The following is a 24953-nucleotide window of genomic DNA, read 5'->3' as shown; positions in this document are numbered from 1 at the left end:
ACGCCGTGGGCGGCCGCGCGATGCGCGGCCGAAAGGGGCTCTGCCCCTCTGCCTGCGGCATTCACCCCGAGGTATTTCAGCCAAGATGAAGGCGCCTGGAGCGGCGTGTCCTCGGGCGCGTCGCCGAAGGCCGCGGTGACGGGGTAGCCGGGCGGGACGGAGGTGAAGAGGGAGCGCATCGTGATCAGTCTCCTGCCGCGCGGCCCTTGAGGGCGACGATGCCCTTGGGACGGAACTGGATGAAGAGGATGATGAAGAGGATCATGTAGGTTTGCGCCGCCAGCGTGTTGGACGGGTTGAACCACTCGATGCCCTTCTGCAGGATGCCGATGAGGCCGGCGCCCGCAAGCGTGCCCCAGACGTTGCCGACGCCGCCCACGACCACGGTCATGAAGGACTGCACGATGTAGTCGGAGCCCATTTCCGAGGTCACCTTGGCATAAAGGCCGATGGCCACGCCGGCGATGCCCGCGATGCCGGAGCCCAGGCCGAAGGTCATCATCTTGATGCGGTCGGGATTGATGCCCATCGACGCAGCCATGCGCGGGTTCTGGGTGACGGCCCGGACCTCGAGCCCGAGGCGGGTCTTCTTCAGGATGAAGAGGAGCAGGCCGAGGAACAAGAGCGCCAGCACGAAGATCGCGATGCGGATGTAGGAGATCGCGATGACCTCGTTGATCTGCCAGGCGCCATCGAGCCAGGAGGGCGAGGTCAGCGGGCGGGCCTGCGTGCCGAAGATGTTCTTGGCGAGCTGCTGCAGCGCGATGGAGATCCCGAAGGTCGCGAGCAGGGTTTCCAGCGGGCGATGGTAGAGCCAGCGGATCACCAGCCGCTCCATGGCGACGCCCGCGGCAAACGTGATCGCGAAGGCCAGCGGCAGGGCCACGATCAGCGACACGGTATAGTTCGGGATGAACTGCTGGACCACGTAGCCGGTGTAGGCGCCCATCATGATGAATTCGCCATGGGCCATGTTGATGACACCCATGACGCCGAAGGTGATGGCGAGCCCGATGGCGGCGAGGAAGTAGATCGAGGCCAGGGACAGCGCGTCGAGCGCGAGGTCGGCGGTCTGGCTGGCGGCGACACGGGTCTGCACGCCAGCCTGCGCCTCGTTCGCGGCGTCGGTGATCGCCTTGTTGTTCTCTCGGTAGGTCTCGTAGATCGTCCAGCTGGCGAGCGTGGCGTCGATGCCCTCGGGGGTGGCGCGCGGCGGCAGGGCGCCTTCGGTGGCGAGCCGGTCGTAGGCTTCTTCGCGTGCGGCCTGGGTGTTCAGCGTGTTGATCGAGACACCGGCGATCTTGTTGTCCTCGACCTGCGTTTCCAGCGCGGACCTCAGTTGCGAGGCGCTCAGGATCGGCGGCAGGTCGGTTTCCTCGCCGATCATGGCGTAGGCCTGTTCGCGCCTCAGATCCGATCCGATCTCCAGGACGCGGGCGACGTTGGCATCGTCGGGCACCTCCTGCGCGATCTCCGTCTGGGTTGCGAGGATCTGTGAGAGCACGGCCCGCCCGTCGACGGAGAGGTCGTCGGAGAGGGATGTGATGGCCTCGATCCGGGCCTCGTCGTTTTCGCCGTAACGTGCGGCGAGGTAGTTCATCAGCCGTTCCTTGCGGCGCTTGAGGGCGGGGTCGGGTTCGTCCTCGATGGACCGGGCGAGGGGCTCCATCTGCGAGGGATCGAGGTTGCGCGATATGGCGTCGAGCGCGTCGCGGCGGCGGACGATGTCGGGATCGGAAAGCTGGAACTGCACCAGCGCCTCGGAGATCACCTTGCGGACGCCGCCGTTGGGCTTGATCTGGTCGAGGGAGGCAAGCTCCACCTCGGGCACGGGTTCGGCGGTGGCCACGTCCAGCACGGTCTTCTTGCGGACGATGTAGAAGGTGCCGTCATCGGCGACCCAGACCTGCTTGTCCCGCAGGCTTTCGAGGAACACCGGAACGGAGGGCAGCCCGGAGGCGGTCAGCGCCTCGAGCGCGGGGCCGACCTTGGTGCGGGAGGGCTTGGCCAGCTCTGCCTGGTGCTCCTGCAGGATCGACTGGAGGTCCTGGGCATGGGCTGTTGCGGGCAGTCCGAGCAACAGGAGAACCGCGAGGAGGGCACGAAGCATGGCGAGCGCCTGTATATGGGGAAGATCGGGAGACATGGCGGGGTCAGTGCCCCGCCATGCCGGCGTACTGTCCGGATGGCGTGCGGCGCGCGTGGCGCCGCCGCCGTCAGGAGATCAGTAGTTGGACTTGATCTGCACGCAGGTGGAGGTCTCGGTGTTGTACATGCCGCACTGGAGGTCTTTCCAGTCGGACTCGAGCACCGCGGATTCCGGCAGGAAGTCGGTCCATGCATCGCCCGGGACCGGCTCGGTCGAGGAGATGATGTCGAACTGGCCGTCTGCACGGATCTCGCCGATCAGGACCGGCTTGGAGAGGTGGTGGTTCACGCCCATCACGGCGGTGCCGCCGGTCAGGTTCGGGAATTCCTGGCCCCACATCGCTTCGCGCACGGCGTCGACATCGGTGGTGCCGGCCTGCTCAACCGCGTTCACCCACATGTTGAAGCCGATGTAGTGGGCTTCCATCGGGTCGTTGGTCACGCGCTTCTCGTCGCCGATGAAGGCATGCCACTGCTCGATGAACTCGGCGTTGGCCTCGGTGTCGGCGGACATGAAGTAGTTCCACGCGGCGAGGTGGCCGACGAGGTTGGAGGTATCCAGACCCGACAGTTCCTCTTCGCCCACGGAGAAGGCGACGACCGGGATGTCGTCGGCAGAGATGCCTGCCGCGGCCAGTTCCTTGTAGAAGCCGATGTTGGCGTCGCCGTTGATGGTGGAGATCACACCGACCTGCTTGCCGTCTTCACCCAGCGCCACGACGTCGGACACGATGGTCGCCCAGTCCGAGTGGCCGAAGGGGGTGTAGTTCACGAAGATATCTTCCGCGGCGATGCCCTTGTCCTTCAGGTAGGACTCGAGAATGTTGTTCGTGGTGCGCGGATAGACGTAGTCGGTGCCGAGCAGGGCGAATTTCTCGACGCCCAGTTCCTCAAGGAAGTAGTCCACGGCCGGGATCGCCTGCTGGTTCGGCGCGGCGCCGGTGTAGAACACGTTCTTGGAGCTCTCTTCGCCTTCGTACTGCACCGGGTAGAACAGCAGGCCGTTCAGTTCTTCGATCACGGGCAGCACGGACTTGCGCGACACGGAGGTCCAGTTGCCGAAGATCACGTCCACATTGTGAACGGTCAGCAGCTCGCGCGCCTTCTCGGCGAAGAGCGGCCAGTCGGAGGCAGGGTCGACCACGACGGCTTCGAGTTCGCAGCCCAGCACGCCGCCCTTTTCGTTCTGCGCGGCCACCAGCATTTCCATGGTGTCCTTCAGGGTGGTCTCGGAAATGGCCATGGTGCCGGACAGCGAGTGGAGGACGCCGACCTTGATCGGCTCTGCGCAGTCCTGCGCGGAAGCGGTGCCGGCAATGATCGCCGTGGTGGCAGCGCCGGCGAGAAGTTTGGTGAATCTGTTCATTCTTGTCTCCCTGCGAAGGTGTCCCTCGGCGCGGCAAGGCGCGCTCCTGTCCCTCGCGTTCCTGTTGCATCCCGTGCGGCAGCGTGATCGAGGCGATGATCCTGGGCTTTCGCACGCCCTCTGAAGCCCGACGAAATCCGTCACATCTGCAGGGGCAGCGTCACTTGGGGGCGCGAGACGATGTTCGGTCAATCACGGCGCGGGTGACGCATGGTGAATCGCAAGGTGTGCCCACGAAATGACCTGATATTTGGGGGAGTGATCAAAATATGGGCGGAATTTCGGGGTCGGTTGCCAAAATTTTGGGGAATCGTTGTTCTGACAGCCGGATGGCGTCTACGAATTGTGCAAGTGGAAGACGGGGGACCCGCGTGACATTTCATCAGCGCGAGGATGTGGAGGCGCCCGCAAGCGCCCCGAACGCCCAGCCGAGGGCGGTGGGCGATCTCGTGCTGTCGGCCAAGTCGCGGGGCGGTGTCTCTGCCATCGACCGGCTGCGGACGTCCGGCTGCCTGAAGACGCTGTTTCCGCGCAATGCCGAGGCCGTCGAGGCCATCCTGATCAACACATCCGGCGGGCTGACCGGCGGCGACCGCCTGGCGCAGGTCGCGGAGGCAGGCGCCGGCGCCCGCCTGACGCTGACCACCCAGGCGGCGGAGCGGGCGTATCGTTCGGCCTCCGGCTGGGCGCGGGTCGATACGCGGCTGACGGTGCATGCGGGGGGCCGCATCGACTGGCTGCCGCAGGAACTGATCCTCTTCGAAGGCGCCCGGCTGCAGCGCAGCCTGCGCGCCGACCTGCATGGCGAGGCCCGCCTGTTGTTGGTGGAGCCGGTGATCTTCGGGCGCGCGGCCATGGGCGAACGGCTGCACGACGCAGCGCTGCGCGACCGGATCGAGATCCGCCGCGACGGCGTGCCGCTCTATTCCGATGCGGTGCGGCTTGAAGGCGACCTGACCGTGCAGATGGCGCGGCCCGCGGTGGGCGGCGGCGCCGGTGCCATGGCCTGCATTGTATACGTCGGTGCGGATGCGGAGGGGCGGCTGGCCCAGCTCCGGTCGCATCTGCCCGTAACCGGCGGCGCTTCCCTCCTGCGCCCCGACGTGCTTGTGGCGCGCGTGCTGGCCGAGGACGGCTTCACGCTGCGCAAGACCCTTCTGCCCGCGCTGGACCTGCTGTCCGGCCACGGGCTGCCCGTATCATGGAGACTTTGACGGCATGCAACTGACCCCCCGCGAAAGGGACAAGCTTCTGGTGGCCATGGCCGCCGAGGTGGCACGCAAGCGGCTGGCCCGCGGTGTGAAGCTGAACCACCCGGAGGCCATCGCGCTGATCACCGACGCGGTCGTCGAAGGCGCGCGCGACGGCCGGTCCGTGGCCGACCTGATGCAGGCCGGGGCAGAGGTCGTCAGCCGCGAGCAGTGCATGGAAGGCATCGCCGAGATGATCCACGAGGTGCAGGTCGAGGCGACCTTTCCCGACGGGACCAAGCTGGTGACGGTGCACAACCCGATCCGCTGAGCGGGCGGCGGGCGTCGATTGAGTATTTGGAAAGCAGAGAAACAGGGGACATCGAGATGAAGACAGCAATGGGACTGGCGGCAACGGCCGTGATGGTGGCGGCGCCCGCAGTGGCACATGAGGCCGGGGCGCACATGCACCCGCATGGGTCCGAGGGCTGGCTGGCCATGACGGCGGCGGCGGTGCTGGTGGTCGCGGCGATCATCGTGGCGCGGTGGACCAGATGATCCCCGGAGAGCTGTTTCCCGCCGAGGGCGAGATCGTGCTGAACGCGGACCGCGAGGCGATCACGATCATGGTCGCGAACACCGGCGACCGGCCGGTTCAGGTGGGGTCGCACTACCATTTCGCAGAGACCAACCCGGCGCTCGACTTCGACCGGGAGGCGGCGCGGGGCATGCGGCTCGACATCGCGGCGGGGACCGCGGTGCGGTTCGAGCCCGGTCAGCGGCGGGAGGTCAACCTGATCCCCATCGGCGGGTCGCGCCACGTCTACGGATTCAACCAGAAGGTCATGGGCGCCCTCTGAAAGGGCGTAACCGGCCTCATACCACCAACCGGGAGTACCAAGTCATGTGCAACGCCTGCCTGATCGAGAACGTGCGGAAGTCCGCCTTTTCCCGACGCGATTTCTTTCGCCGTAGCGCCGCGGCGGGGGTGGCCGCCGTCGCCGCCGGTGCGGTGACCGCGCGGCCGGCGCTGGCGCAGTCGTCGGGGAAGGTCGTCGACCTTACATGGACGCTGACGCCCGAGTTCCCGACTTTCGACGGCAACCCAGGCATCATGTTCGAACCGGACAAAGATTATGCCGCGGACGGCTACAAGATCTGGAAGGTCACCTTCTACGAGCATTCGGGCACCCACATCGACGCGCCCGCGCATTTCGCGGAAGGCGCAGATTCGGTCGACGAACTCGCGCCGGAGAGCCTGATGTGCCCGCTCTGCGTGGTCGACATCACCGCGAAGGCCACCGAGGACCCGAACGCCATGGTCGAGGCCGAGGACATCGAGGCGTGGATCTCGGCCAACGGTGACATTCCCGAGGGCGCCTGCGTGGCGATGAACTCAGGCTGGGAAGAGAAGATGGGCAGCGACGCCTATCGCACCAACGCCGAAGGGAATTTTGCCTTCCCGGGGTTCGCGAAGTCCGCGACCGACATGCTGCTGGATATGGGCGTGGCCTCGATCGGGGTGGACACGCTTTCGCTCGACCCCGGCAACTCCGCCGACTTCGCCGTGCACTATTCCTGGCTGCCCGCCGGGCGCTACGGGATCGAGAACCTGAAAGGGCTGGGCCAGTTGCCGGCCACCGGCGCGACGCTGTTTGTCGGCGCGCCGAAGCACGAGGCGGGCACGGGCGGCCCGGCCCGCGTGCTGGCGGTCGTCTGATGGCGGTTGTCCCCCTCCTGTCCGACGAGGACCTGTCGGAGACGGCCCGCGCCGTCTTCGACGACATCCGCCGCGTGCGGGGGACCGACTTCGTCAATAACTTCTGGCGCGCGCTGGCCAACGACCCGCCGCTCTTGCAGGCGACCTGGGAGCGGCTGAAGGTGGTGATGGCGCCCGGGGCGCTCGACCCGCTGACGAAGGAGATGATCTATGTCGCCGTCTCGGCTGCGAACGGCTGCGAATACTGCTGCCATTCGCACAGCGCCGCCGCCAAAGCGAAGGGCATGACCGAAGAGATGCATGGCGAGCTTCTGGCGGTGATCGGAATGGCCATGCAGACGAACGGGATCGTCAACGCGTTGCAGGTCCCGGTCGACGAGGCGTTCAAGGCATGACCGGGGGCGTGAGTGGGAGGTATGTCAACCCTGCAGGGAGCGCGCGCCGCAGCCTCTCTGCCTTTTCCTACAGGAGCATTTTCGTGCAGTCCTCTTCCCCGCTCACCTGTTATCTCCGCGTCGCGGAACGTCAGGCCATGCTGGCCCTCATGGCGGCCGAGGCCTCGGCTGTCATCACCATGCGCACGCTCGGCTTCATGGGTATCTGGTCGGTGCCTGCGTCCGAGAACACGCGCATGGTCTCGGAAAAGCAGGCCGCGATGGTCGAGGCCGGGCACGGGATGATCCGGGCGGCGTGGCGGGGCGAGGCGCCGGACGCGGTCTATGACGCCGTGGTGCTGCCGTTCGACAGGGCCGCCCGGGAAAACCGGCGCCGGCTGTCGCGAAGAGGATTCCGGCGGCCCTGAGAGGGACGCCTTGCGGCCGGTGAGACCGGAAAGAACAAGCCGCCGGGGCGCCTTGCGTGGGCAGACCGGCGAACGAGGGAGATTACAGGAATGCCGACGTCCATCAAACGCGCAGACTATGCCGCCATGTTCGGTCCCACCACGGGGGACCGCCTGCGCCTGGCCGACACCGATCTGATCATCGAGGTCGAACGCGACCTGACCGCCGAAGCCGTGGGCGCCGCGGTCAGCGGTGGCAGCGGCGCCAACGCCGCAGTCTATGGTGAAGAGGTCAAGTTCGGCGGCGGCAAGGTGATCCGCGACGGCATGGGCCAGAGCCAGGTCACCCGGGCCGAGGGCGCTGTCGACACCGTCATCACCAACGCGCTGATCGTCGACTGGACCGGCGTCTACAAGGCGGACGTGGGGCTGAAGGACGGGCGCATCGCGGCCATCGGCAAGGCGGGCAACCCGGACACCCAGTCGGGCGTGAACATCATCGTCGGCCCCGGAACGGAGGCCATCGCGGGCGAAGGGCGCATCCTGACGGCAGGCGGGTTCGACAGCCACATCCACTTCATCTGCCCGCAGCAGATCGAGGACGCTTTGCACTCCGGCCTGACCACCATGCTGGGCGGCGGCACCGGCCCCGCGCATGGTACGCTTGCCACCACTTGTACGCCGGGGCCGTGGCACCTTGGCCGTATGCTGCAGGCGGCGGATGCCTTTCCGATGAACCTCGCCTTTGCAGGCAAGGGGAACGCGTCGCTGCCTGCTGCGCTGATCGAGCAGATCAAGGGCGGTGCCTGCGCGCTGAAGCTGCACGAGGACTGGGGCACCACCCCCGGCGCCATCGACTGCTGCCTCTCGGTGGCGGACGACTGGGACGTGCAGGTGATGATCCACACCGACACACTGAACGAGAGCGGCTTTGTCGAGAATACCGTGAAGGCCATGAAGGGCCGCACCATCCACGCCTTCCATACCGAGGGCGCGGGCGGCGGGCACGCCCCCGACATCATCAAGATCTGCGGCGAGTCGTTTGTGCTGCCGTCCTCGACCAACCCGACGCGGCCCTTCACCGTGAACACCATCGAAGAGCACCTCGACATGCTCATGGTCTGTCACCACCTCGACAAGTCGATCCCCGAGGACGTGGCCTTTGCCGAAAGCCGCATCCGGCGCGAGACCATCGCCGCCGAGGACATCCTGCACGACATGGGCGCGTTCTCGATCATCGCGTCCGACAGCCAGGCCATGGGCCGTGTCGGCGAGGTGCTGATCCGCACCTGGCAGACCGCGGACAAGATGAAGAAGCAGCGCGGGCGGCTGTCGGAGGAGAAGGGCGATAACGACAACTTCCGCGTCCGCCGTTACATCGCCAAGTACACGATCAACCCGGCCATCGCGCATGGCATCGCGCACGAGATCGGCTCCATCGAGGCGGGCAAGCGCGCGGACCTTGTGCTCTGGAACCCGGCGTTCTTCGGCGTGAAGCCCGAGATGGTGCTGATCGGCGGGACAATCGTCTGCGCGCAGATGGGCGATCCGAACGCGTCGATCCCGACGCCGCAGCCGGTCTATTCGCGCCCGATGTTCGGCGCCTACGGCCGCAGCGTCGAGAACTCTGCCGTGACCTTCGTGTCGGAAGCCGCGCAGTCGGAAGGGATCGGGGCGTCGCTTGGGCTCGCGAAGTCCACCGTGGCGGTGCGCAACACCCGCGGCATCGGCAAGGCGGACCTGAAGCTGAATGACGCGACCCCGAAGATCGAGGTGAACCCGGAAACCTACGAAGTGCGCGCGGACGGCGAACTGCTGACGTGCCAGCCGGCGACCGAACTGCCGATGGCACAAAGGTATTTCCTGTTCTGACGTGCCGGGCGGAAGGTCAGGGCCGCCGGTCGCTGCCAGTCATCGCGGAACGCGGCGGCATGTGCACCGCGGCGTCCCGCCTGTCGTTTGCAGGGTGCGATCCGGACCCTTGCGGGCAGTAGACGGGCTCTCGCCCGGACAGCTCGACATGGAGTTCCTTGATCATCTGCATGCGCTCCCGGATGGAATCCAGGGAGGTGGAGATGCGGGATATGATTTGCCTGTTGCCCATGCGAAACTGGTTAAGTCGATGGGGTAAAAACTTGGTTATCAAATCGAACAAGACGCGTGTTTTTCCATCGGCCAGAGGCACGCGCGGCGGGAGAATACCGATGCGAATCTTGGGCTTGGTGGCAGCGATGCTGGTCGCGGGGCCGGTGGCGGCGGAATGTCCGGTGGCCGCGGACCTCGAGACAGGCATCCGGTTCGACGTGGACGAGGGCGACAGCGAGGTCTTTCGCAGCCTGCGCCCCGGCGTGGTCGAAGCGATCTATTCGCACGCCGACGGCGGCGCGACGCGTACGCTGCTGGGGCAGGGGGTCTACCTTCTGGAACTCGTGGAGATGGCGGGCAAGGAACCGGACCCCTCGACCCGCATGACCTATGCCTTCCCGCAGAATGCCGAGCACCTGCCGCGGCCCGTGCCGGGGTCGACCGCCCAGTTCGAGCTGCTGCGCAACGAGAACGGCAGCCTCGAGCGCGAAGTGCAGTCCTACGACTTCGGACCACAGGCCCGCGCGACCTTCGGTGCCTGCACCTACGACATGATCCCGATCGAGATCCGCTATTCGGAGGACGACTCCAACACCGTGGATCTGCTGCATTATCTGCCCGAACTGGGCATCGCGTATTTCGCAGGCAGCACCTATGACGGGACCACCGACCGCTACAGCTATCACCGGATCGAGGCAGTGAAATGAACGATATCCCCGTGGCACAGATCCTGAAACGCGGTGAGGGCGCAGGCGCCCCCGAGACCGTGGTTCTGGACTATGACGGCCGCTTTCTGCGGCGCAAACGGCTGGTGGCCGAGAGCGGACTGGCCTTTGTGGTCGACCTGGAAAAGACCACCTCGCTCGACGATGGCGATGCGCTGGAGCTGGGCGACGGACGGCTTGTGGCGGTGAGGGCCGCCGCCGAGGAGGTGCTGGAAATCCGCGGTCCGCTGGCGCGTCTGGCCTGGCACATCGGCAACCGCCACACGCCCTGCCAGATCCTCGATGACCATCTTGTGATCCAGCGTGATCCGGTGATCCGCCACATGCTCGAACACGTCGGCGCCGAAGTGCGCGAAGCCGTGCGGCCGTTTACCCCCGAGGGCGGCGCCTACGGGCATGGCCGCACCCACAGCCATGAACACGGCCATACCGCCCATGCACATTGACCCCCGGCTCCTGACGGTCGCGCAATGGCTGTCGCCGTCCTACCCCTTGGGATCGTTCGCCTTTTCCCAGGGGCTGGAGCGCGCCTGCGCGGACGGCCACGTGCACGATGCCCGGTCGCTGGAGGCCTGGCTGCGCGACGTGGTCGAGGTGGGCAGCGGACGGTCGGACGCGGTCTGGATCGCGCGGGCATGGCACGAGGACCTGCCGCTTGCCGAACTGGACGCGCTGGCGCGGTCCTACATGCCCTCCTCCGACCGGCTGAGGGAGGCGGAGCGGCAGGGCGCGGCCTTTGCCCGGATAACCTCCGACGTGTGGCAGATCGAGGTGCCCGCGGTGGTGCTGCCGGTCGCCCTGGGCCATGCCGCGCGCCGCGTGGGGCTGGAGCTTGGGCCGCTGCTCATCCTTTATCTTCAGGGGGTTGTGAGCAACCTCGTGGCCTGCGGACAACGGCTGATGCCGCTGGGCCAGACCGATGCACAACGGATCATCGCCGCGCTGTCGGCGCCCTGTGTCGCGGTGGCGGAGACCGTCGTGACAGAAGGTGGCGAGATCTGGTCGAACAGCTTCATGGCGGATATCGCCTCCATGACACACGAGACACTGGACGTAAGGATTTTCCAATCGTGACAACCATGAACGGGCCGCTTCGCATCGGGATCGGGGGACCGGTCGGTGCGGGCAAGACGACGCTGACCGCCCGCCTCGCGGAGCGTCTGAAGAACGATTATTCGATCGGGGTCATCACCAACGACATCTACACGCAGGAGGACGCAGAGGCGCTGATGCGCATGCAGATCCTGCCGATGGACCGGATTATCGGTGTGGAAACAGGGGGTTGCCCGCATACGGCAATCCGCGAGGACGCCTCGATCAACCTGGCCGCGGTGGCGGAAATGGTAGAGCGGCACCCCGAAGTGGAGGTCGTCCTGATCGAATCCGGCGGCGACAACCTGAGCGCCACCTTCTCGCCGGAACTGGCGGATTTTACCGTCTATGTCATTGATGTTGCTGCCGGAGAAGAGATCCCGCGCAAGGGCGGGCCTGCTATCCGGCGCTCGGACCTGCTGGTCATCAACAAGACCGACCTTGCGCCTTACGTGGGGGCCTCGCTCGACGTGATGCGTGAGGATGCCACCCGGGTCAGGGACGGTCGTCCCTTTATCTTCACCAGCCTGCGGCAGGGCACCGGGGCTGATGACGTTGTTCAGCAGATCCAGGCACTTACCGGGATCTAGACCCAGGCCTTATAGCGAAGCCCAGTCGGTGAAACGCCACGACTTGGGCTTCGGGGCCACCGGCAGTTCGGGTTGCGGTTTGCGTGTCTTGCGAGCCATTCTTGGCACCTCCTTTGACAAGATTAACCTGTGCTCTATCAGGAGGTTCCACCAGTACGGAATACGTGACCGGAGTGTGGCAGGATCACCCCGGCGGAATGATGCCCTTGGTCAGCAGGATGTTGCCGTAAAGTCTTGTTTCCCCGGTCTGAATCACGGCGAAACTACTTTTGGCCCGGTCGTAGAAGGCGAATCTTTCGGCGCTGGTAATCTTCGTTGGGTTATCGGAAACGCGGTCGATAATGCCTTGGAATTCCGCGACAATCTCGGGCACGGCGTCCGCATCGCCCACGACCTGCATGGTATAGGCGGGATCCGGGATGAAGCTGTCGAGCGGCATCAGCGTCAGAACCGCGTCCAGAACGTCGGTCGCCGGGATGCCGTCGAGGCGATGCACCTTGCAGCCCATTGAATAGGCCGGGAAATTCGCATCGGTGATGGCGAGCACATCGCCGTGGCCCATGGCACGCAGCGTGTGGAGGATGTCGGGGGACAGGATAGCCGGGATATTGCGCAACATGGCGCCATGAAGCGCGAGAACGGCGAAACTGGCAAGTGTAAATGGCGCGTCCGCACCGTTCATCCTGCCGCGTTAACCTTTGCGAAAGGTGAGTCCCGGCCGGTTTGGCCCCCCGAACCGGCCGGTTGGTAACCTTTTCGGGAGAGGCGCTGCCGCACAGTCTCAGAGACGCCGAAAGCGCCCCGAATCGTCTGCATTCGTAAGGGGACCGGCATGACCGGAGCCTGCGGCTCGACAGTGCTGGTGCCGGAAGGGGAGGGGCCCCGTCGCGCGGGCGGCGCGGAGCCCCGAAAGCGTGCTCAGAGCAGCTCGAGGTTGCCTGCGGACTGCTTGCCGTCGCGGCCGGTCTGCAGCTCGTAGCTGACTTTCTGGTTGTCGGCGAGGCCGGTCAGGCCGGAACGCTCGACTGCGGAAATGTGGACGAACACGTCCTTGCCGCCCTCATCCGGCTGGATGAAGCCATAACCTTTGGTGGTGTTGAACCATTTCACGGTGCCTTTGGCCATCGTGATGTCTCCTGTCTTGTTCCGCACGCGGGAGTGCTGCGGGTCGGCGTAGGTCAGAGCAAAATCGGTGCTCTGTCGCCGTATGAGGGAGACAGGTAGGCGATCTGGTAACGTAGCAAGGGCAATCGTATCTCAGATCTGGTGATTCTGAGCAAGAGAGATTGCGTTAACGTTGTGTTGAACGCGCAGCGCGACAGGCGCTTTTCGGCCTGAGCGTCAAATCTGCGTCGTCTGGCGCCGTTCTTTTCGGCGGCGTAGACATCGGGCGCGGCGGTCTGCGCCCGAGCCGCAGGGAGAGGGCACTCTCCCTGCGTCCGGTTCTGCCCGAAGGCAGAGTCGTCAGAGCAGCTCGAGGTTGCCTGCGGACTCTTTGCCGTCACGGCCGGTCTGCAGCTCGTAGCTGACTTTCTGGTTGTCGGCGAGGCCGGTCAGGCCGGAGCGCTCGACTGCAGAGATGTGCACGAACACATCCTTGCCGCCGGATTCCGGTTGAATGAAGCCGAAGCCTTTGGTGGTGTTGAACCATTTCACGGTGCCAGTGGCCATCGTGTGTCTCCTGATAGATTTACCGCACGCAAAATCGCTACGGTCCGGCGTAGGTCAGAGCAAAATCGATGCTCTGTCGCCGGATGAGGGAGACAGGGAGGCGATAGTGGTAACTGCAGCAAGACGGCGTATGACAGGTTGAGGGCCCGGACGCAAGGGGGAAGGTGTGTCGCCTGTCAGCGGCGTATCTGTGCGCTGTCGGCGGACCCAGGCAGGGGAACGGGATCGCGGCACTGGGGGCCGATCAGTGGCTGGCTGCCGACGATCCCTCTTCGGGGTCATGGCTGCCCGGGGGCATCCGGTGTCGCCGTTTGCCGAGGCGGGCGCCCTTCGCGAACAGCAGCTTTCCCAGCCGCATCGGGCGTGCCTGAGAGTGCGCGGGGACTTCGTCAGACGGTGCGCCAAAGGCCACGGCATCGCACAGCCGAGTTTCCAGGTCGTGGGGCGGCGCGGGCTGGCGGACGACATCGTTCAGGGCTTCGGACCCGTAGTGATGGACAAGGGTGGTCAGCAGGGCGTCGTGATCGGACTCCAGATCCGCCATCTGGCGCCAGTGCGTGGCGTAGCCTTCGCCGTCCGCGAGCCGGTCGTTCGCGGCCAGTCCCGTCGCCAGTTTCGCGCGGAGCTGCGCGGTGGAGCGGATCGGCAGGTGCAGGACACGTATCCCGCAATTCACGGACCGGGCGTACTTGTGCTTGCCGAGAAACCGGTGATTGCCCTGGGCGACGGTCAGGTCCCTGTCGGCAATCGCGAGGTTGATCGCGGACTTGCGGATCCAGATGGCCGTGTCGTTCCAGCGGCCGATACGGCTGTGCGGCTGCACCTTGCCCTTCTCCAGCAGGACCGCGTTGTCCCAGAACAAGTGCACGCATTGTCTGAACGACCAGCGCCGCAGGGTCCTGCTGAGGTGCTTGCGGGAGCGGACATCGAGGAACTCGTCGGCGTCCAGAAAGAACAGCCAGCCGCTTTCGCCCCTGGCCAAAAGCTCGTTCTTCACCGATGTCATGAGCCGGCCCTGGGCCAGCTCTGGCTCTTCGAAGGGACGGACGTCCAGGTTCGGGTGCCTGGCAGCCAGTTCCACCAGCTTTTCGCGGGTGCCGTCCGTGCTCAGGTGATCGTAGATGATGCACTGGTCGAAGATCGACGTGATGTGCGCGATCCAGGTTTCGATGATGTCGATCTCGTTGCGGACCATCCCGGTGCAGAGGAGCCGCCTGTGGGGCCTGCGCGAGACGACGCGCCAGAGGGGGTATGCGCCGGACGTGCGCGCCGAATTCGGTCTGCGGGCCATGGGCGTCTGTCCTCTTCGGCGGAAAGTCATTTGAAAACGGGTCGTGCTGAAAATGCAGGGTAGGGTGGGCTTGCCGCCCACCCTATATTGCTCAGCGCGTGAACTTCTTGTGCTTCAGGCGCTTCGGTTCGAGGGCGTCGGCGCCGAGGCGGCGTTTCTTGTCCTCTTCGTAGTCCTCGAAGTTGCCTTCGAACCATTCCACGTGCGCCTCGCCCTCGAAGGCCAGGATGTGCGTGCAGATCCGGTCGAGGAAGAAGCGGTCGTGGGAGATGACCACGGCGCAGCCGGCGAAGTCGACGAGCGCGTCCTCGAGGGCGCGGAGGGTTTCCACGTCGAGGTCGTTGGTCGGTTCGTCGAGCAGGATGACGTTGCCGCCCTCCTTCAGCAGGCGCGCCATGTGCACCCGGTTGCGTTCACCGCCCGAGAGCTGGCCCACCTTCTTCTGCTGGTCGCCGCCCTTGAAGTTGAACGCCCCGCAGTAGGCGCGGGAGTTCTGTTCGGCGTCGCCCAGCTTGATCACCTCGGCCCCGCCGGAGATCGCCTGCCAGACGGTGTCGGTGGCGTTCAGGTCGTCGCGCGACTGGTCGACGTAGGACAGCTGCACGGTGTCGCCGAGTTCCACCGTGCCGGCGTCGGGTTTTTCCTGCCCGGTCAGCATCTTGAAGAGCGTCGACTTGCCCGCGCCGTTGGGGCCGATGACGCCCACGATGCCGCCCGGCGGCAGCGAGAAGGACAGGTCCTCGATCAGGAGCTTGTCGCCCATCGCCTTGTTCAGGTGCTCCACCTCGATCACCTTCGCGCCGAGGCGCGGGCCGTTGGGGATGACGATCTGCGCCCTGCCGACGCGTTCGCGCTCGGACTGGTTGGCCATCTCGTTGTAGGCCTGGATCCGCGCCTTGGACTTGGTCTGGCGGGCCTTGGCGCCCTGCCGGATCCAGTCGAGTTCGCGCTCCAGCGTCTTCTGCTTGGCCTTGTCCTCGCGGGCTTCCTGTTCCAGCCGCTTGGCCTTCTGTTCGAGCCACGAGGAATAGTTGCCCTCGTAGGGGATGCCGCGGCCGCGGTCGAGTTCGAGGATCCAGCCGGTGATCGAATCGAGGAAGTAGCGGTCGTGGGTGACGATCAGGATGGTGCCCTTGTACTCGATCAGGTGCTGCTGGAGCCAGGCGATGGTCTCGGCGTCGAGGTGGTTGGTCGGTTCGTCGAGCAGCAGCATGTCGGGCGCTTCGAGCAGCAGCTTGCAGAGCGCGACGCGGCGCTTTTCACCGCCAGAAAGGGTGGCGACATTGGCGTCGTCCGGCGGGCAGCGCAGCGCCTCCATCGAGACGTCGATCTGGCTGTCGAGATCCCAGAGGTTCTCGGCGTCGATCTGGTCCTGAAGCTGGGCCATCTCGTCGGCGGTCTCGTCCGAGTAGTTCATCGCCAGCTCGTTGTACTTGTCGAGGATCGCCTTCTTGCCCGCGACGCCCAGCATGACGTTTTCGCGCACGGTCAGGCTCTCGTCGAGCTGCGGCTCCTGCGGGAGGTAGCCGACCTTGGCGCCTTCTGCGGCCCAAGCCTCGCCGGTGAAGTCCTTGTCGATGCCGGCCATGATCTTCATCAGGGTCGACTTGCCGGCGCCGTTGACGCCGACGACGCCGATCTTCACGCCCGGCAGGAAGGACAGGCGAATGTTTTCAAAGCACTTCTTGCCCCCGGGATAGGTCTTGGAGACGCCGTCCATGTGGTAAACGTACTGGTAAGAGGCCATAACATCGCTCCGCTGAGGGTGTCGGTTTCGTGCGCAGTATCGCATGGGCCGTGAAGGTGCAATCCTGAGCGGCGGGACACCTGCGGGCCGCCCTGCCGGCAAAGCGGCGCGGCGGTCATTTTTCCCAACGATTGCAGCGACCTGAAGGGTGGCGCGCGGGGATCCGGCCCGGCGCTCCTGTGATCGGTTTTCGATTAATTCGATCTAAAGACTTCGCGATCATGAATAGCCCGGACCGACGGGGCCGGAGGGCCGCGCCCGTCCAGACCCTTTTTCGCCGGAGAAGCCGATGACGTCCGAAACCCTGTCCCGCAAGACCAAGGCGATGAACCTGAAGTGGAAGGTTCCGCTGCAGATCGCGATGCCCACGCTTGCGATCGTCCTCGCCGTTTCGGCCTTTGCCTACTGGCAGGCGGCGCGGGCGCTGGAAGAGCGGCGCAGCGCGGTGCTGGAGGCGGTGATGGAAGAACGCCAGGTGGCGCTTCGGGAATGGCTGGCGCAGATCGAGACGGACATCATCCTGATGGCCGAATTCGACAGCACCGGGGATGCGCTGAACCGCTTCACGCGGTCGCGCCGCCTTGTGGGGGAGAACCCGGACGAGACGCTCCGCCAGCTCTATATCGACGAAAACCCCAACCCGGTGGGGGCCAAGGACGAGCTGATGACGGCGCGCGACGGATCGCTCTGGTCGGAGGCGCATGCGCTGTTCCACCCGGACCTGCGCCGGTTCCAGCAGATGCGGGACTACAATGACCTCTTCCTGTTCGATCCCGACGGCAACCTCGTCTACTCGGTCGTCAAGGGACCGGAGTTCGCCACGAATTTCGTGACCGGCCCCTATGCCGACAGCGCTCTGGGCAGGGTCTTCCGGGAGGCCCTGGCGCTGGAGGCCGTCGACGCGGTGTTCTCCGAGATAGAAGCCTACGCCCCGAGGGACGGTCTGCCCGCCAAGTTCGTCGCCGCACCTGTGCTCAATGCGGAGGGCGTTCTTCTGGGGGTCGCGGCGCTGCAGATCAGGGTCGAGGAGGTCGGCACGATCCTCGGACAGACGCCGTTCCTTGGCCGGACCGGCCTGATCTACGCCGTTAATGGCGAGGGGCTGGCGCTGACCGCATCGCAGCACCCGGGCGGGCACGGCATCCTCGACCCGCTGCCGGACCTGCCGCAGGTCATTGCGACGCGCCAGAACGAGACCTTCTTTTCGGACGACGTCACGGGGCTGTCGGGCAATCCGGCGCTGGCGCTGGCCGACAGCTTCGAGGTCAACGGCACGGACTGGCACATCGTGATGGAGCAGGACCGGGAGGAGGCGATGGCCACCGAGAACGGGCTGTTCGTCACGACCGTGGCGCAGGTGCTGATCGTGCTTGTCATGGTGATGGGCGTGGCGATCGTGGTGGCGCGGATGCTGACGGGCCGGATCGGCGACCTGCTGCAGAGCGTGCGCCGGATTGCTGACGGCGACTACCATACGGAAGTGGCGCAGGCCGGCACGACCGACGAGATCGGCGACATCGCCCGCGCGCTGAACGGCTTCCGCGAGGACCTGTCCCAGGTCGAGGCGGCGCATGCCCGCGAACAGCAGAAGGCGGCTCAGCAGGCGAAGGCCATGGAGGCGCTGCGCGAGGCGCTGGTCAAGCTGGCGGACGGCGATCTGGACTGTGCGATCCGGCAGACGCTGGACGGCGACTACGCGCCGCTGAAGGAGCACTTCAACGCCACGGCGGAGTCGCTGTCGGCGATCATCGAGGAGTTGCGCTCCAGCGCGATCTCCATGGAGACGGATATCGACCGGCTGGGCGAGGGGGCGGAACAGCTCTCCTCCCGGACGGAGAACCAGGCCGCCACGCTGGAAGAGACGGCAGCCGCGATGGACCAGATTTCGGCCAGTGTGAATTCCACCGCGCGTGGCGCGAAGGAGATCGTCGGCGCCATCGGGGTCGCCCGCGACCAGGCGGAGCGCGGCGAAGAGGTGCGGGGCCGTGCGGTGCACGCCATGAGCGCGATCGAAAGCTCTTCGAAGCAGATCGCGCAGATCATCGGGGTGATCGAGGACATCGCCTTCCAGACAAACCTTCTGTCGCTGAACGCGGGCGTCGAGGCCGCGCGGGCGGGCGAGGTCGGGCGCGGCTTTGCAGTGGTCGCCTCCGAGGTGCGCGCACTGGCGCAGCGGTCGTCGGACAGCGCGTCGGAAATCCGCAGCCTGATCACCAACTCCAGCGAGAACGTGTCGAACGGCGTGCGGCTGGTGTCGGAACTGGGCACCGCGATGGAGGGCATCCTGCACGAGGTCGTCTCGGTCTCCGAACGGGTGCAGCACATCGCGGTCGGCGCGGCAGAGCAGGCGCAGGGCATCGGCGAGATCAACAACGGCATCTCCATGCTCGACCAGGTGACCCAGCAGAACGCCGCGATGGTGCAGGAGAGCGTGGCCTCGGGCCGCGGGCTGAAGGACAAGGCGGTGGGGCTGCGCAGCCTCGTGGCGCGGTTCCGCACCCAGGGCACCCCGGGGACAAAGCCCCGGCCGGTGGCGAGGGACGCAGGCCCGGCCGCAGCCGTGTCCGAGAAGGCCCCCGCGCCGAAGCGCGCCGCACAGAAGACCCAGCCCAGGGCCGCCCGGCCCGCCGCGTCCGGCGGCGGCCATGCCGACACCGCGGACCTCGGCTGGGACAGCGCCGATGCACGGCCCCTGCCTGCGAAAAGCGCGTCCCCGGTCCGTGCAGCCGCCGGCGGAGCCGCGCCGCTCTGGCAGGATTTCTGAGAAACGGCAGCGGCTTGACGGCGATCCGCTTGATCCGGGCCCCGGGAATGCGTAGGCCTGAAAACAGGAGCCACGCAGGAACAGGACCCGCGATTGAGACCGTCGGACATGCCATCCGCGTTCCGGCCCGGCGCCCGCGTGGGACTGCTGGGCGGATCGTTCGATCCCCCGCACATGGGGCACGTGCAGCTTTCGAGGGAGGCGCTGAAGCGTTTCGGCCTCGACCGGGTGGTGTGGCTGGTGAGCCCCGGCAACCCGCTGAAACCCCATCCGCCCGCGCCCATGGCCGAGCGGGTGGCGGTGGCAGAGGCCATCCTCGGCGGCCATCCCGCCATCTCCGTCAGCGACATCGAGGACCGGCTGGGCACACGCTACACCGCCGAGACGCTGGCCGCGCTGACCGGGCTTTGCCCGCGTGTGCGGTTCACCTGGCTGATGGGCGCCGACAACCTCGTGCAGTTCCACCGCTGGGACAACTGGCACGACATCCTGGACCGCGTGCCGGTGGGCGTGCTGGCCCGTCCGGGCCACAGGCTCTCGGCGCAGAGGTCGGTCGCGGCGCGGACCTATGCCGATGCCCGCATCCCCGCCCGGGCCTCGCGCCTGCTGGGGTCGGCGGCGGCGCCGGCGTGGTGTTTCGTCAACATGCCGATGCGCCCGGACAGTTCGAGCGCGCTTCGGGCGGACGGCCGCTGGGGGTCGAAAACGTGAACGCCCGGGCCCAATTGCCCGGTTGCGGCGGGCTGTCGGATTGGCTTAGATCGCCGTCATGACCACCGGGGTTTCAAGACGTTCCTTTCTTTTCGGCGCGGGCGCCCTGGCGCTTTCCGCAGGCGGAGCCATGGCGCGGCCGCCAGAGGTGTCGCTCAGGCCAGTGGCCCGCGGCGACGACCTGCGGCTGCGCAACCTGCCCTCCATCGAGGAGATCATCGCGCGGGCGAAGCTCGACGGCACCGTGGGGTTCTGCGTCTCGGACGCGGCGACCGGCGAGGTGCTGGAAAGCCACGATGCCGAGATCGGCCTGCCGCCCGCCAGCGTCGCCAAGGCGCTGACATCGGGCTACGCGCTGGCCCATCTGGGCCCCGATCACCGCTTCGAGACGCGCGTGCTTGTGACCGGCGCCGTGACGGACGGCGTGGTGCAGGGCGACGTGATCCTCGCCGGCGGCGGCGATCCGACGCTGGAGACCGATCACCTCGCCACGCTGGCGCAGCGGCTGAAGGCGGCGGGCGTCACCGGCGCGACCGGCGGCTTCCGCGTCTGGGGCGGCGCGCTGCCCTACCAGCACGACATCGACACCGCCCAGCCCGACCATGTGGGCTACAACCCGGCGGTGTCCGGCCTTTGCCTGAATTACAACCGGGTGCATTTCGAGTGGCGCCGGGCCGGGGCCGAGTACGAGGTCACGATGGACGCGCGGTCGGGCGCGCACCGGCCGGAGGTGCGCATGGCGCGCATGGCCGTCGAGGCCCGGAGCATGCCGGTCTACACCTACAACGACGCCAACGGGCAGGACGCCTGGACCGTGGCGAAGGGCGCGCTGGGCTCTGGCGGGGCGCGCTGGCTGCCGGTCCGCAAGCCGGAGCTTTACGCCGGCGAGGTGTTCCAGAGCTTCGCCCGTGCGCAGGGCATCAAGCTGGGCGCGCCGCAGGTGATCGAGGATCTGCCCGAGGGGGCAGAGCCCGTGGCCCGCATCGAAAGCGGCCTGCTGACCGACATCCTGCACGACATGATGACCTATTCGACCAACCTGACGGCGGAGGTCGTGGGCCTGTCGGCCAGCCGGGCGCGCCTGGGGCGGTTGCCGCGCGACCTGCGCGAATCCGCGGGCGCGCTGAACGACTGGGCGAAGGAGAGCCTCGGCGTGCCGGAGATCGGGCTGGTCGATCATTCGGGTCTGGGCGACCTGAGCCGTGTGCCAGCCGCGCGGATGATGGAGGCGCTTGTCGCCCTGCACCGCGACAAGCAGCTGAAACCGCTGATGAAACCCTTCCTGATGCGCGACGCCCAGCGCCGCGTGATGGACAACCACCCGATCGCGGTCCACGCGAAGACCGGCACGCTGAACTTCGTCAGCGGGCTGGCGGGCTTTGCCGACCTGCCGAAGGGGCGGGAGCTGGCCTTTGCGATCTTCACCGCCGATCTCGACCGCCGCGCCAAGCTGACGGTGGAGGAACGGGAACGCCCTGACGGCGCTTCGTCCTGGAACGTCCGGGCGAAGATGCTGCAGCAGGCGCTGATCGAACGCTGGGGCGTGCTTTACGAGACCTGAGCCGGGGGCTGATCCCATCGGCTTCTGGTTGGCACCACGGCCCGCAGCGCACCTTGCAGCGGGCCTTTTCCGGTCATGGCGACGGCCTCGCGTGCCACGGGCACCTGTCCGCGGACCTTTGCAAGGCCCGTCCGCCCGCGGAACGCAGGGTAGGGCGGGGCTTTGCGCCGCCCCGCCTGCGGCTCAGTTGGTGATGACCACCCGCATGTTCTGCTTGCCGACCTGCTGGGTCAGGCCGAAGAGCACGGCGGCGTGTTCCGGGTGCAGCCGCACGCAGCCCGCCGAGGCCGGACGCCCCAGGCGCGAGATCTGGTCGGTGCCGTGGATCGCGTAATTGCCGTTGAAGAAGATCGCGTAGGGCATCGGCGCGTTGTTGTAGAGGCTCGACTTATGGTGGCGCGACAGCCACTTCGCCGACCACGCGCCGCGCGGCGTGTACTTGCCGCTGCGCGCGGTCGAGACCGGCCACTGGTAGGCCACCTGGCCGTTGTAGATCACCGTCATGGTCTGCGACGAGATATCGACCTGCGCCACGAGCGGCGCGGCAAGCGCGCCCAGCGGCAGAAGGCAGGTCATCACCGCACCGAAGGCGGCAGCAAGAAATCGGTTCATAATTGTCCCTCCAGGAAAACGCGGGCAGCGCAATTGGCGAAAATATGCCGATCCAGAGGATACAATGACGTTAACGCCCGGTCAGTCCGGGAATCCTGACCCCTGACGGGTTCGCGGCGACATTCGCGCCGACCGATGCGAAAATGCCGCGGTCGGGCGCGTTTTCTGCGGCGATATCAGAGGGAAAGGTGACGCGCGCGGGCGCCGCGCTCGATCGCGGCGGCGTGCAGGCGATCTATGTTCAATTCGTAGCGAATCTCTTCGAGCAGCCTGAGTTCGGTTTCCCGCAGCGTGCCGTCGGCAGCCGCCACGTCGCAGGCCAGCGCATAGGCGGTCTCGAACAGGCGCTCGGGCAGGTTGTCCCGCATCAGGCCGAAGAGCGCGTCGAGCCCGTCTTCCTGGTCGAACAGCTCGAACACCAGCCGCGACATGGCGCCGATCCGGTCGTTGTCGTAGTCGGCGAAGACCGGCAGCAGGTTCACCGCGGAGTCGATCTTGACCAGTTCCGAGGTGCGGACGTTCTCGTCCGAGGCGGAGACCGCGATCATCAGGGCCACGAGGCAGTCCTGCGGGCTGAGCGGGTGTGTCACGTCGGTCATGGTCGAAGCCTTCGTCTGGTCAGCAAGTCTCGTATATCCGCTGTTTATTGACCCCGGCGCGCCGGGGCAATAGGAAGCGCGCGGTATCCACCCCCTGATGATCCCGAGGAGTTCCGGACATGTCCGATCTGCGTGACGCCGCCATGACGGCAAAGGCCTGGCCCTTTGAAGAGGCGCGCCGGATCCTCAAACGCTACGAAAAGACGCCGCCGGAAAAGGGTTACGTGCTGTTCGAGACTGGTTACGGCCCCTCGGGCCTGCCGCATATCGGCACCTTTGGCGAAGTGGCGCGGACCTCGATGATCCGCCGGGCCTTCCAGGAGATCTCGGACATCCCGACGCGGCTGATCTGTTTCTCGGACGACATGGACGGGATGCGCAAGGTGCCGGGCAACGTCCCGAACCAGGAGCGCCTGCGGGAGGACCTGCAGAAGCCGCTGACCTCGGTCTACGATCCGTTCGAGACGCACGAGTCCTTCGGCCACCACAACAACGCCATGCTGCGACGGTTCCTCGACACCTTCGGGTTCGAGTACGAGTTCATCTCGGCCACGGAGTTCTACAAGTCGGGCCAGTTCGACGAGACGCTGCTGCGCGCGGCGGAGCGGTACGACGACCTGATGAAGATCATGCTGAAGTCGCTGCGCGAGGAGCGCCAGCAGACCTATTCGATTTTCCTGCCGATCCACCCGGAGACGGGCCGCGTGATGTACGTGCCGATGAAGAACGTCGATGCGGCGAAGGGCGAGATCACGTTTGACGACGAGACCGGGCGCGAATGGACGCTGCCGGTGACCGGCGGGCAGGTGAAGCTGCAGTGGAAGCCGGACTTCGGCGCCCGCTGGGCGGCGCTTGGCGTCGATTTCGAGATGTACGGCAAGGACCATTCGACCAACACGCCGATCTACGACGGCATCTGCCGGGCGCTGGGGGCGCGTGCGCCCGAGCACTTCACCTACGAGCTGTTCCTCGACGACAAGGGGCAGAAGATCTCCAAGTCGTCGGGCAACGGCATCTCGATCGACGAGTGGCTGAGCTATGCCTCGACCGAGTCGCTGTCCTACTTCATGTTCCAGAAGCCGAAGACGGCGAAGCGGCTCTATTTCGACGTGATCCCGAAGGCGGTGGACGAGTATCACCAGCAGCTCCGGGCCTATCACGGGCAGGACGCGGCGGCGCAGCTCAACAACCCGGTGTGGCACATCCACGGCGGGGACGTCCCGGAAAGCACGCTGGTGGTGCCGTTCTCCATGCTGCTGAACCTCGCGTCGGCGGCCGGGGCGGAGGACAAGGCGGCGATGTGGGCCTTCATCAACCGCTACGCGCCCGATGCCACGCCCGAGACGCATCCCGACCTCGACGCGGCGGCGGGCTTTGCCGTGAAGTACTACGAGGACTTCGTGAAGCCGTCGAAGGTCTTCCGCGCGCCCGACGCGCAGGAGCGCGCGGCGATGGAGGACCTCGCGGCCCGGCTGCGCGGCTGGGACGGCGGCGCCGACGACGAGGCGCTGCAGTCGCTGGTCTTTGCCGTCGGCAAGGAGCACGGGTTCGAGAACCTGCGCGACTGGTTCAAGGCGCTGTACGAGGTGCTGCTGGGCCAGAGCCAGGGCCCGCGCTTCGGCGGGTTCATCGCGCTTTACGGCGTGTCGGAAACCGCTTCGCTGATCGAGACGGCACTGGCGGGCGAACTGACCGCCTGAGCGGCAGTCCTGCATTCCGACGCGTGACGGCGGGCGGTTGAAACTTTTGACCGGCCGCCCGCGTGCCTTACCTTGCGACACATGCAGGGGAGGCACGTCATGCGCGGATTGCTGAAATTGGTCATGCTGATGGGACTGGCGGGGATGCTGCTGGTCGGTGCGGTGAGCGCCGACGAGGAGGTGCAGCCCCGCGATCCCGCCATAGAGGGCGTCATCCGCCAGCAGATGGATGCCTTCATCGCCGAGGACGTCGAAAGCGCGTTCGAGTTCGCGGCCCCCAACATCCAGAGCATGTTCCGCACGCCGAAGATCTTCGGCGACATGGTGCGCAACGGTTATCCGATGGTCTGGAAGCCCTCGGGCGTGCTGTTCGGCGATCTCCGGATGATCGACGGCGCGCTGTGGCAGGAGGTCTATGTCACCGACGGACGCGGCCGCAACTTTGCGCTGGATTACCGGATGCTGGAGGTGGACGGCGCCTGGCGGATTTCCGGCGTGCAGTTCCTGCAGACGCCCGACGTGGCGGCCTGAGCGGGGCGTTGTCGCGCGGTTGCCCAGCGTACGCTCGGGTTCCAAGGCGTTAACCGCGCGTTGATACTT

The 24953-nt window shown here is 66.3% G+C and carries 26 protein-coding genes; 17 read left to right on the top strand and 9 right to left on the bottom strand.

What is annotated here, in order from left to right; genetic code table 11:
- Positions 1-184: 184 nt before the first annotated feature.
- Both urtB and urtA read right to left on the bottom strand, forming a co-directional pair.
- Positions 185-2110, bottom strand: coding sequence for an urea ABC transporter permease subunit UrtB (gene urtB, locus ACU0DV_RS03980; RefSeq protein ID WP_446242429.1), 1926 nt, complete (start codon positions 2108-2110; stop codon positions 185-187).
- A gap of 114 nt (positions 2111-2224) precedes the next feature.
- Complete coding sequence (gene urtA, locus ACU0DV_RS03975; RefSeq protein WP_283982373.1) at positions 2225-3514, bottom strand: urea ABC transporter substrate-binding protein; 1290 nt, start codon at positions 3512-3514, stop codon at positions 2225-2227.
- A 437-nt stretch (positions 3515-3951) separates the two neighbouring features.
- Between urtA and ACU0DV_RS03970 the strand changes: the two genes are divergently transcribed.
- From ACU0DV_RS03970 to ureG, 12 genes are all read left to right on the top strand, one after another.
- A complete protein-coding gene (locus ACU0DV_RS03970) occupies positions 3952-4728 on the top strand; it encodes an urease accessory protein UreD (RefSeq protein ID WP_446242525.1) in 777 nt (258 codons plus the stop codon).
- Positions 4729-4732: 4 nt separating this feature from the next.
- The gene (locus tag ACU0DV_RS03965; protein WP_446242428.1) at positions 4733-5035 is read left to right on the top strand and encodes an urease subunit gamma; all 303 of its coding nucleotides are present in this window, start codon (positions 4733-4735) and stop codon (positions 5033-5035) included.
- A 56-nt stretch (positions 5036-5091) separates the two neighbouring features.
- On the top strand, positions 5092-5262 hold the full coding sequence (locus ACU0DV_RS03960; RefSeq protein WP_446242427.1) for a hypothetical protein: 171 nt from the start codon (positions 5092-5094) through the stop codon (positions 5260-5262).
- Entirely contained in the window at positions 5259-5564 is a 306-nt protein-coding gene (locus ACU0DV_RS03955; protein ID WP_370311915.1) for an urease subunit beta, read from the top strand. The genes ACU0DV_RS03960 and ACU0DV_RS03955 overlap by 4 nt, the downstream gene beginning before the upstream one ends.
- Positions 5565-5608: 44 nt before the next feature.
- Positions 5609-6424 (top strand): cyclase family protein, encoded by an 816-nt coding sequence (locus ACU0DV_RS03950; RefSeq protein WP_446242426.1) that lies wholly within the window; start codon positions 5609-5611, stop codon positions 6422-6424.
- Positions 6424-6819, top strand: coding sequence for a carboxymuconolactone decarboxylase family protein (locus ACU0DV_RS03945; protein WP_100927816.1), 396 nt, complete (start codon positions 6424-6426; stop codon positions 6817-6819). Before ACU0DV_RS03950 ends, ACU0DV_RS03945 begins: the two co-directional genes overlap by 1 nt.
- 83 nt (positions 6820-6902) lie before the next feature.
- Positions 6903-7226 (top strand): antifreeze protein, encoded by a 324-nt coding sequence (locus ACU0DV_RS03940; protein ID WP_283982378.1) that lies wholly within the window; start codon positions 6903-6905, stop codon positions 7224-7226.
- A gap of 90 nt (positions 7227-7316) precedes the next feature.
- Positions 7317-9077 (top strand): urease subunit alpha, encoded by a 1761-nt coding sequence (gene ureC, locus ACU0DV_RS03935; protein ID WP_370311917.1) that lies wholly within the window; start codon positions 7317-7319, stop codon positions 9075-9077.
- 332 nt (positions 9078-9409) lie between these two features.
- On the top strand, positions 9410-9997 hold the full coding sequence (locus tag ACU0DV_RS03930) for a hypothetical protein (RefSeq protein ID WP_446242425.1): 588 nt from the start codon (positions 9410-9412) through the stop codon (positions 9995-9997).
- Complete coding sequence (locus tag ACU0DV_RS03925) at positions 9994-10461, top strand: urease accessory protein UreE (RefSeq protein ID WP_283982381.1); 468 nt, start codon at positions 9994-9996, stop codon at positions 10459-10461. The genes ACU0DV_RS03930 and ACU0DV_RS03925 overlap by 4 nt, the downstream gene beginning before the upstream one ends.
- Positions 10451-11089: an urease accessory protein UreF gene (locus ACU0DV_RS03920; RefSeq protein WP_446242424.1), complete on the top strand. Its 639-nt coding sequence runs from the start codon at positions 10451-10453 to the stop codon at positions 11087-11089. The genes ACU0DV_RS03925 and ACU0DV_RS03920 overlap by 11 nt, the downstream gene beginning before the upstream one ends.
- Before the next feature lie 5 nt (positions 11090-11094).
- Entirely contained in the window at positions 11095-11697 is a 603-nt protein-coding gene (ureG, locus tag ACU0DV_RS03915; protein ID WP_198521879.1) for an urease accessory protein UreG, read from the top strand.
- Positions 11698-11881: 184 nt separating this feature from the next.
- On the opposite strand, the gene ACU0DV_RS03910 is transcribed toward ureG, so the two are convergent.
- The 5 genes from ACU0DV_RS03910 to ettA all read right to left on the bottom strand — a co-directional run bounded on the left by ACU0DV_RS03910 (position 11882) and on the right by ettA (position 16406).
- On the bottom strand, positions 11882-12379 hold the full coding sequence (locus ACU0DV_RS03910; protein WP_254698342.1) for an RbsD/FucU family protein: 498 nt from the start codon (positions 12377-12379) through the stop codon (positions 11882-11884).
- A 236-nt stretch (positions 12380-12615) separates the two neighbouring features.
- Positions 12616-12822 carry a cold-shock protein gene (locus ACU0DV_RS03905; protein ID WP_005860647.1) on the bottom strand — a complete coding sequence of 69 codons (207 nt, stop codon included), beginning with the start codon at positions 12820-12822 and terminating at the stop codon, positions 12616-12618.
- 339 nt (positions 12823-13161) lie between these two features.
- The gene (locus ACU0DV_RS03900) at positions 13162-13368 is read right to left on the bottom strand and encodes a cold-shock protein (protein ID WP_100927809.1); all 207 of its coding nucleotides are present in this window, start codon (positions 13366-13368) and stop codon (positions 13162-13164) included.
- Between the two features lie 244 nt (positions 13369-13612).
- Complete coding sequence (locus tag ACU0DV_RS03895; protein WP_446242423.1) at positions 13613-14659, bottom strand: glycosyltransferase family 2 protein; 1047 nt, start codon at positions 14657-14659, stop codon at positions 13613-13615.
- A gap of 91 nt (positions 14660-14750) precedes the next feature.
- The gene (gene ettA, locus ACU0DV_RS03890) at positions 14751-16406 is read right to left on the bottom strand and encodes an energy-dependent translational throttle protein EttA (RefSeq protein WP_100927807.1); all 1656 of its coding nucleotides are present in this window, start codon (positions 16404-16406) and stop codon (positions 14751-14753) included.
- Between the two features lie 289 nt (positions 16407-16695).
- Here ettA and ACU0DV_RS03885 point away from each other — a divergent pair, with 289 nt between their 5' ends.
- The 3 genes from ACU0DV_RS03885 to dacB all read left to right on the top strand — a co-directional run bounded on the left by ACU0DV_RS03885 (position 16696) and on the right by dacB (position 21442).
- Positions 16696-19170, top strand: coding sequence for a methyl-accepting chemotaxis protein (locus tag ACU0DV_RS03885; protein ID WP_446242422.1), 2475 nt, complete (start codon positions 16696-16698; stop codon positions 19168-19170).
- Positions 19171-19278: 108 nt separating this feature from the next.
- Positions 19279-19881, top strand: coding sequence for a nicotinate-nucleotide adenylyltransferase (locus tag ACU0DV_RS03880; protein WP_446242421.1), 603 nt, complete (start codon positions 19279-19281; stop codon positions 19879-19881).
- A gap of 58 nt (positions 19882-19939) precedes the next feature.
- Positions 19940-21442 carry a D-alanyl-D-alanine carboxypeptidase/D-alanyl-D-alanine endopeptidase gene (dacB, locus tag ACU0DV_RS03875; RefSeq protein ID WP_100927804.1) on the top strand — a complete coding sequence of 501 codons (1503 nt, stop codon included), beginning with the start codon at positions 19940-19942 and terminating at the stop codon, positions 21440-21442.
- Positions 21443-21625: 183 nt separating this feature from the next.
- Here dacB and ACU0DV_RS03870 read toward each other — a convergent pair whose 3' ends face one another.
- Both ACU0DV_RS03870 and ACU0DV_RS03865 read right to left on the bottom strand, forming a co-directional pair.
- Positions 21626-22054, bottom strand: a complete 429-nt coding sequence (locus tag ACU0DV_RS03870) for a L,D-transpeptidase (RefSeq protein WP_100927803.1) — start codon at positions 22052-22054, stop codon at positions 21626-21628.
- Between the two features lie 176 nt (positions 22055-22230).
- Positions 22231-22653: a tellurite resistance TerB family protein gene (locus ACU0DV_RS03865; protein WP_005860662.1), complete on the bottom strand. Its 423-nt coding sequence runs from the start codon at positions 22651-22653 to the stop codon at positions 22231-22233.
- A gap of 119 nt (positions 22654-22772) precedes the next feature.
- Between ACU0DV_RS03865 and ACU0DV_RS03860 the strand changes: the two genes are divergently transcribed.
- Positions 22773-24353: a lysine--tRNA ligase gene (locus ACU0DV_RS03860; protein ID WP_100927802.1), complete on the top strand. Its 1581-nt coding sequence runs from the start codon at positions 22773-22775 to the stop codon at positions 24351-24353.
- A 99-nt stretch (positions 24354-24452) separates the two neighbouring features.
- On the top strand, positions 24453-24884 hold the full coding sequence (locus ACU0DV_RS03855; protein WP_254698341.1) for a DUF4864 domain-containing protein: 432 nt from the start codon (positions 24453-24455) through the stop codon (positions 24882-24884).
- The last annotated feature ends 69 nt before the right edge of the window (positions 24885-24953 follow it).

The organism is Sagittula sp., from assembly GCF_052825245.1.
The sequence above is the reverse complement of the archived record's forward strand: the minus strand, read 5'-3'. Positions and strand labels throughout refer to the sequence as shown.

What these genes read in the sequence shown, in the direction of transcription:
- ettA (WP_100927807.1), bottom strand. Translation starts at nt 16,406, where the DNA reads ATGGCCTCTTACCAGTACGTTTACCACATGGACGGCGTCTCCAAGACC.
- urtB (WP_446242429.1), bottom strand. Translation starts at nt 2,110, where the DNA reads ATGCTTCGTGCCCTCCTCGCGGTTCTCCTGTTGCTCGGACTGCCCGCA.
- ureG (WP_198521879.1), top strand. Translation starts at nt 11,095, where the DNA reads ATGAACGGGCCGCTTCGCATCGGGATCGGGGGACCGGTCGGTGCGGGC.
- ureC (WP_370311917.1), top strand. Translation starts at nt 7,317, where the DNA reads ATGCCGACGTCCATCAAACGCGCAGACTATGCCGCCATGTTCGGTCCC.
- ACU0DV_RS03855 (WP_254698341.1), top strand. Translation starts at nt 24,453, where the DNA reads ATGCGCGGATTGCTGAAATTGGTCATGCTGATGGGACTGGCGGGGATG.
- ACU0DV_RS03945 (WP_100927816.1), top strand. Translation starts at nt 6,424, where the DNA reads ATGGCGGTTGTCCCCCTCCTGTCCGACGAGGACCTGTCGGAGACGGCC.
- ACU0DV_RS03920 (WP_446242424.1), top strand. Translation starts at nt 10,451, where the DNA reads ATGCACATTGACCCCCGGCTCCTGACGGTCGCGCAATGGCTGTCGCCG.
- urtA (WP_283982373.1), bottom strand. Translation starts at nt 3,514, where the DNA reads ATGAACAGATTCACCAAACTTCTCGCCGGCGCTGCCACCACGGCGATC.
- ACU0DV_RS03880 (WP_446242421.1), top strand. Translation starts at nt 19,279, where the DNA reads ATGCCATCCGCGTTCCGGCCCGGCGCCCGCGTGGGACTGCTGGGCGGA.
- ACU0DV_RS03865 (WP_005860662.1), bottom strand. Translation starts at nt 22,653, where the DNA reads ATGACCGACGTGACACACCCGCTCAGCCCGCAGGACTGCCTCGTGGCC.
- ACU0DV_RS03870 (WP_100927803.1), bottom strand. Translation starts at nt 22,054, where the DNA reads ATGAACCGATTTCTTGCTGCCGCCTTCGGTGCGGTGATGACCTGCCTT.
- ACU0DV_RS03950 (WP_446242426.1), top strand. Translation starts at nt 5,609, where the DNA reads ATGTGCAACGCCTGCCTGATCGAGAACGTGCGGAAGTCCGCCTTTTCC.
- ACU0DV_RS03930 (WP_446242425.1), top strand. Translation starts at nt 9,410, where the DNA reads ATGCGAATCTTGGGCTTGGTGGCAGCGATGCTGGTCGCGGGGCCGGTG.
- ACU0DV_RS03895 (WP_446242423.1), bottom strand. Translation starts at nt 14,659, where the DNA reads ATGGCCCGCAGACCGAATTCGGCGCGCACGTCCGGCGCATACCCCCTC.
- ACU0DV_RS03960 (WP_446242427.1), top strand. Translation starts at nt 5,092, where the DNA reads ATGAAGACAGCAATGGGACTGGCGGCAACGGCCGTGATGGTGGCGGCG.
- dacB (WP_100927804.1), top strand. Translation starts at nt 19,940, where the DNA reads ATGACCACCGGGGTTTCAAGACGTTCCTTTCTTTTCGGCGCGGGCGCC.
- ACU0DV_RS03910 (WP_254698342.1), bottom strand. Translation starts at nt 12,379, where the DNA reads ATGAACGGTGCGGACGCGCCATTTACACTTGCCAGTTTCGCCGTTCTC.
- ACU0DV_RS03925 (WP_283982381.1), top strand. Translation starts at nt 9,994, where the DNA reads ATGAACGATATCCCCGTGGCACAGATCCTGAAACGCGGTGAGGGCGCA.
- ACU0DV_RS03905 (WP_005860647.1), bottom strand. Translation starts at nt 12,822, where the DNA reads ATGGCCAAAGGCACCGTGAAATGGTTCAACACCACCAAAGGTTATGGC.
- ACU0DV_RS03860 (WP_100927802.1), top strand. Translation starts at nt 22,773, where the DNA reads ATGTCCGATCTGCGTGACGCCGCCATGACGGCAAAGGCCTGGCCCTTT.
- ACU0DV_RS03885 (WP_446242422.1), top strand. Translation starts at nt 16,696, where the DNA reads ATGACGTCCGAAACCCTGTCCCGCAAGACCAAGGCGATGAACCTGAAG.
- ACU0DV_RS03965 (WP_446242428.1), top strand. Translation starts at nt 4,733, where the DNA reads ATGCAACTGACCCCCCGCGAAAGGGACAAGCTTCTGGTGGCCATGGCC.
- ACU0DV_RS03955 (WP_370311915.1), top strand. Translation starts at nt 5,259, where the DNA reads ATGATCCCCGGAGAGCTGTTTCCCGCCGAGGGCGAGATCGTGCTGAAC.
- ACU0DV_RS03900 (WP_100927809.1), bottom strand. Translation starts at nt 13,368, where the DNA reads ATGGCCACTGGCACCGTGAAATGGTTCAACACCACCAAAGGCTTCGGC.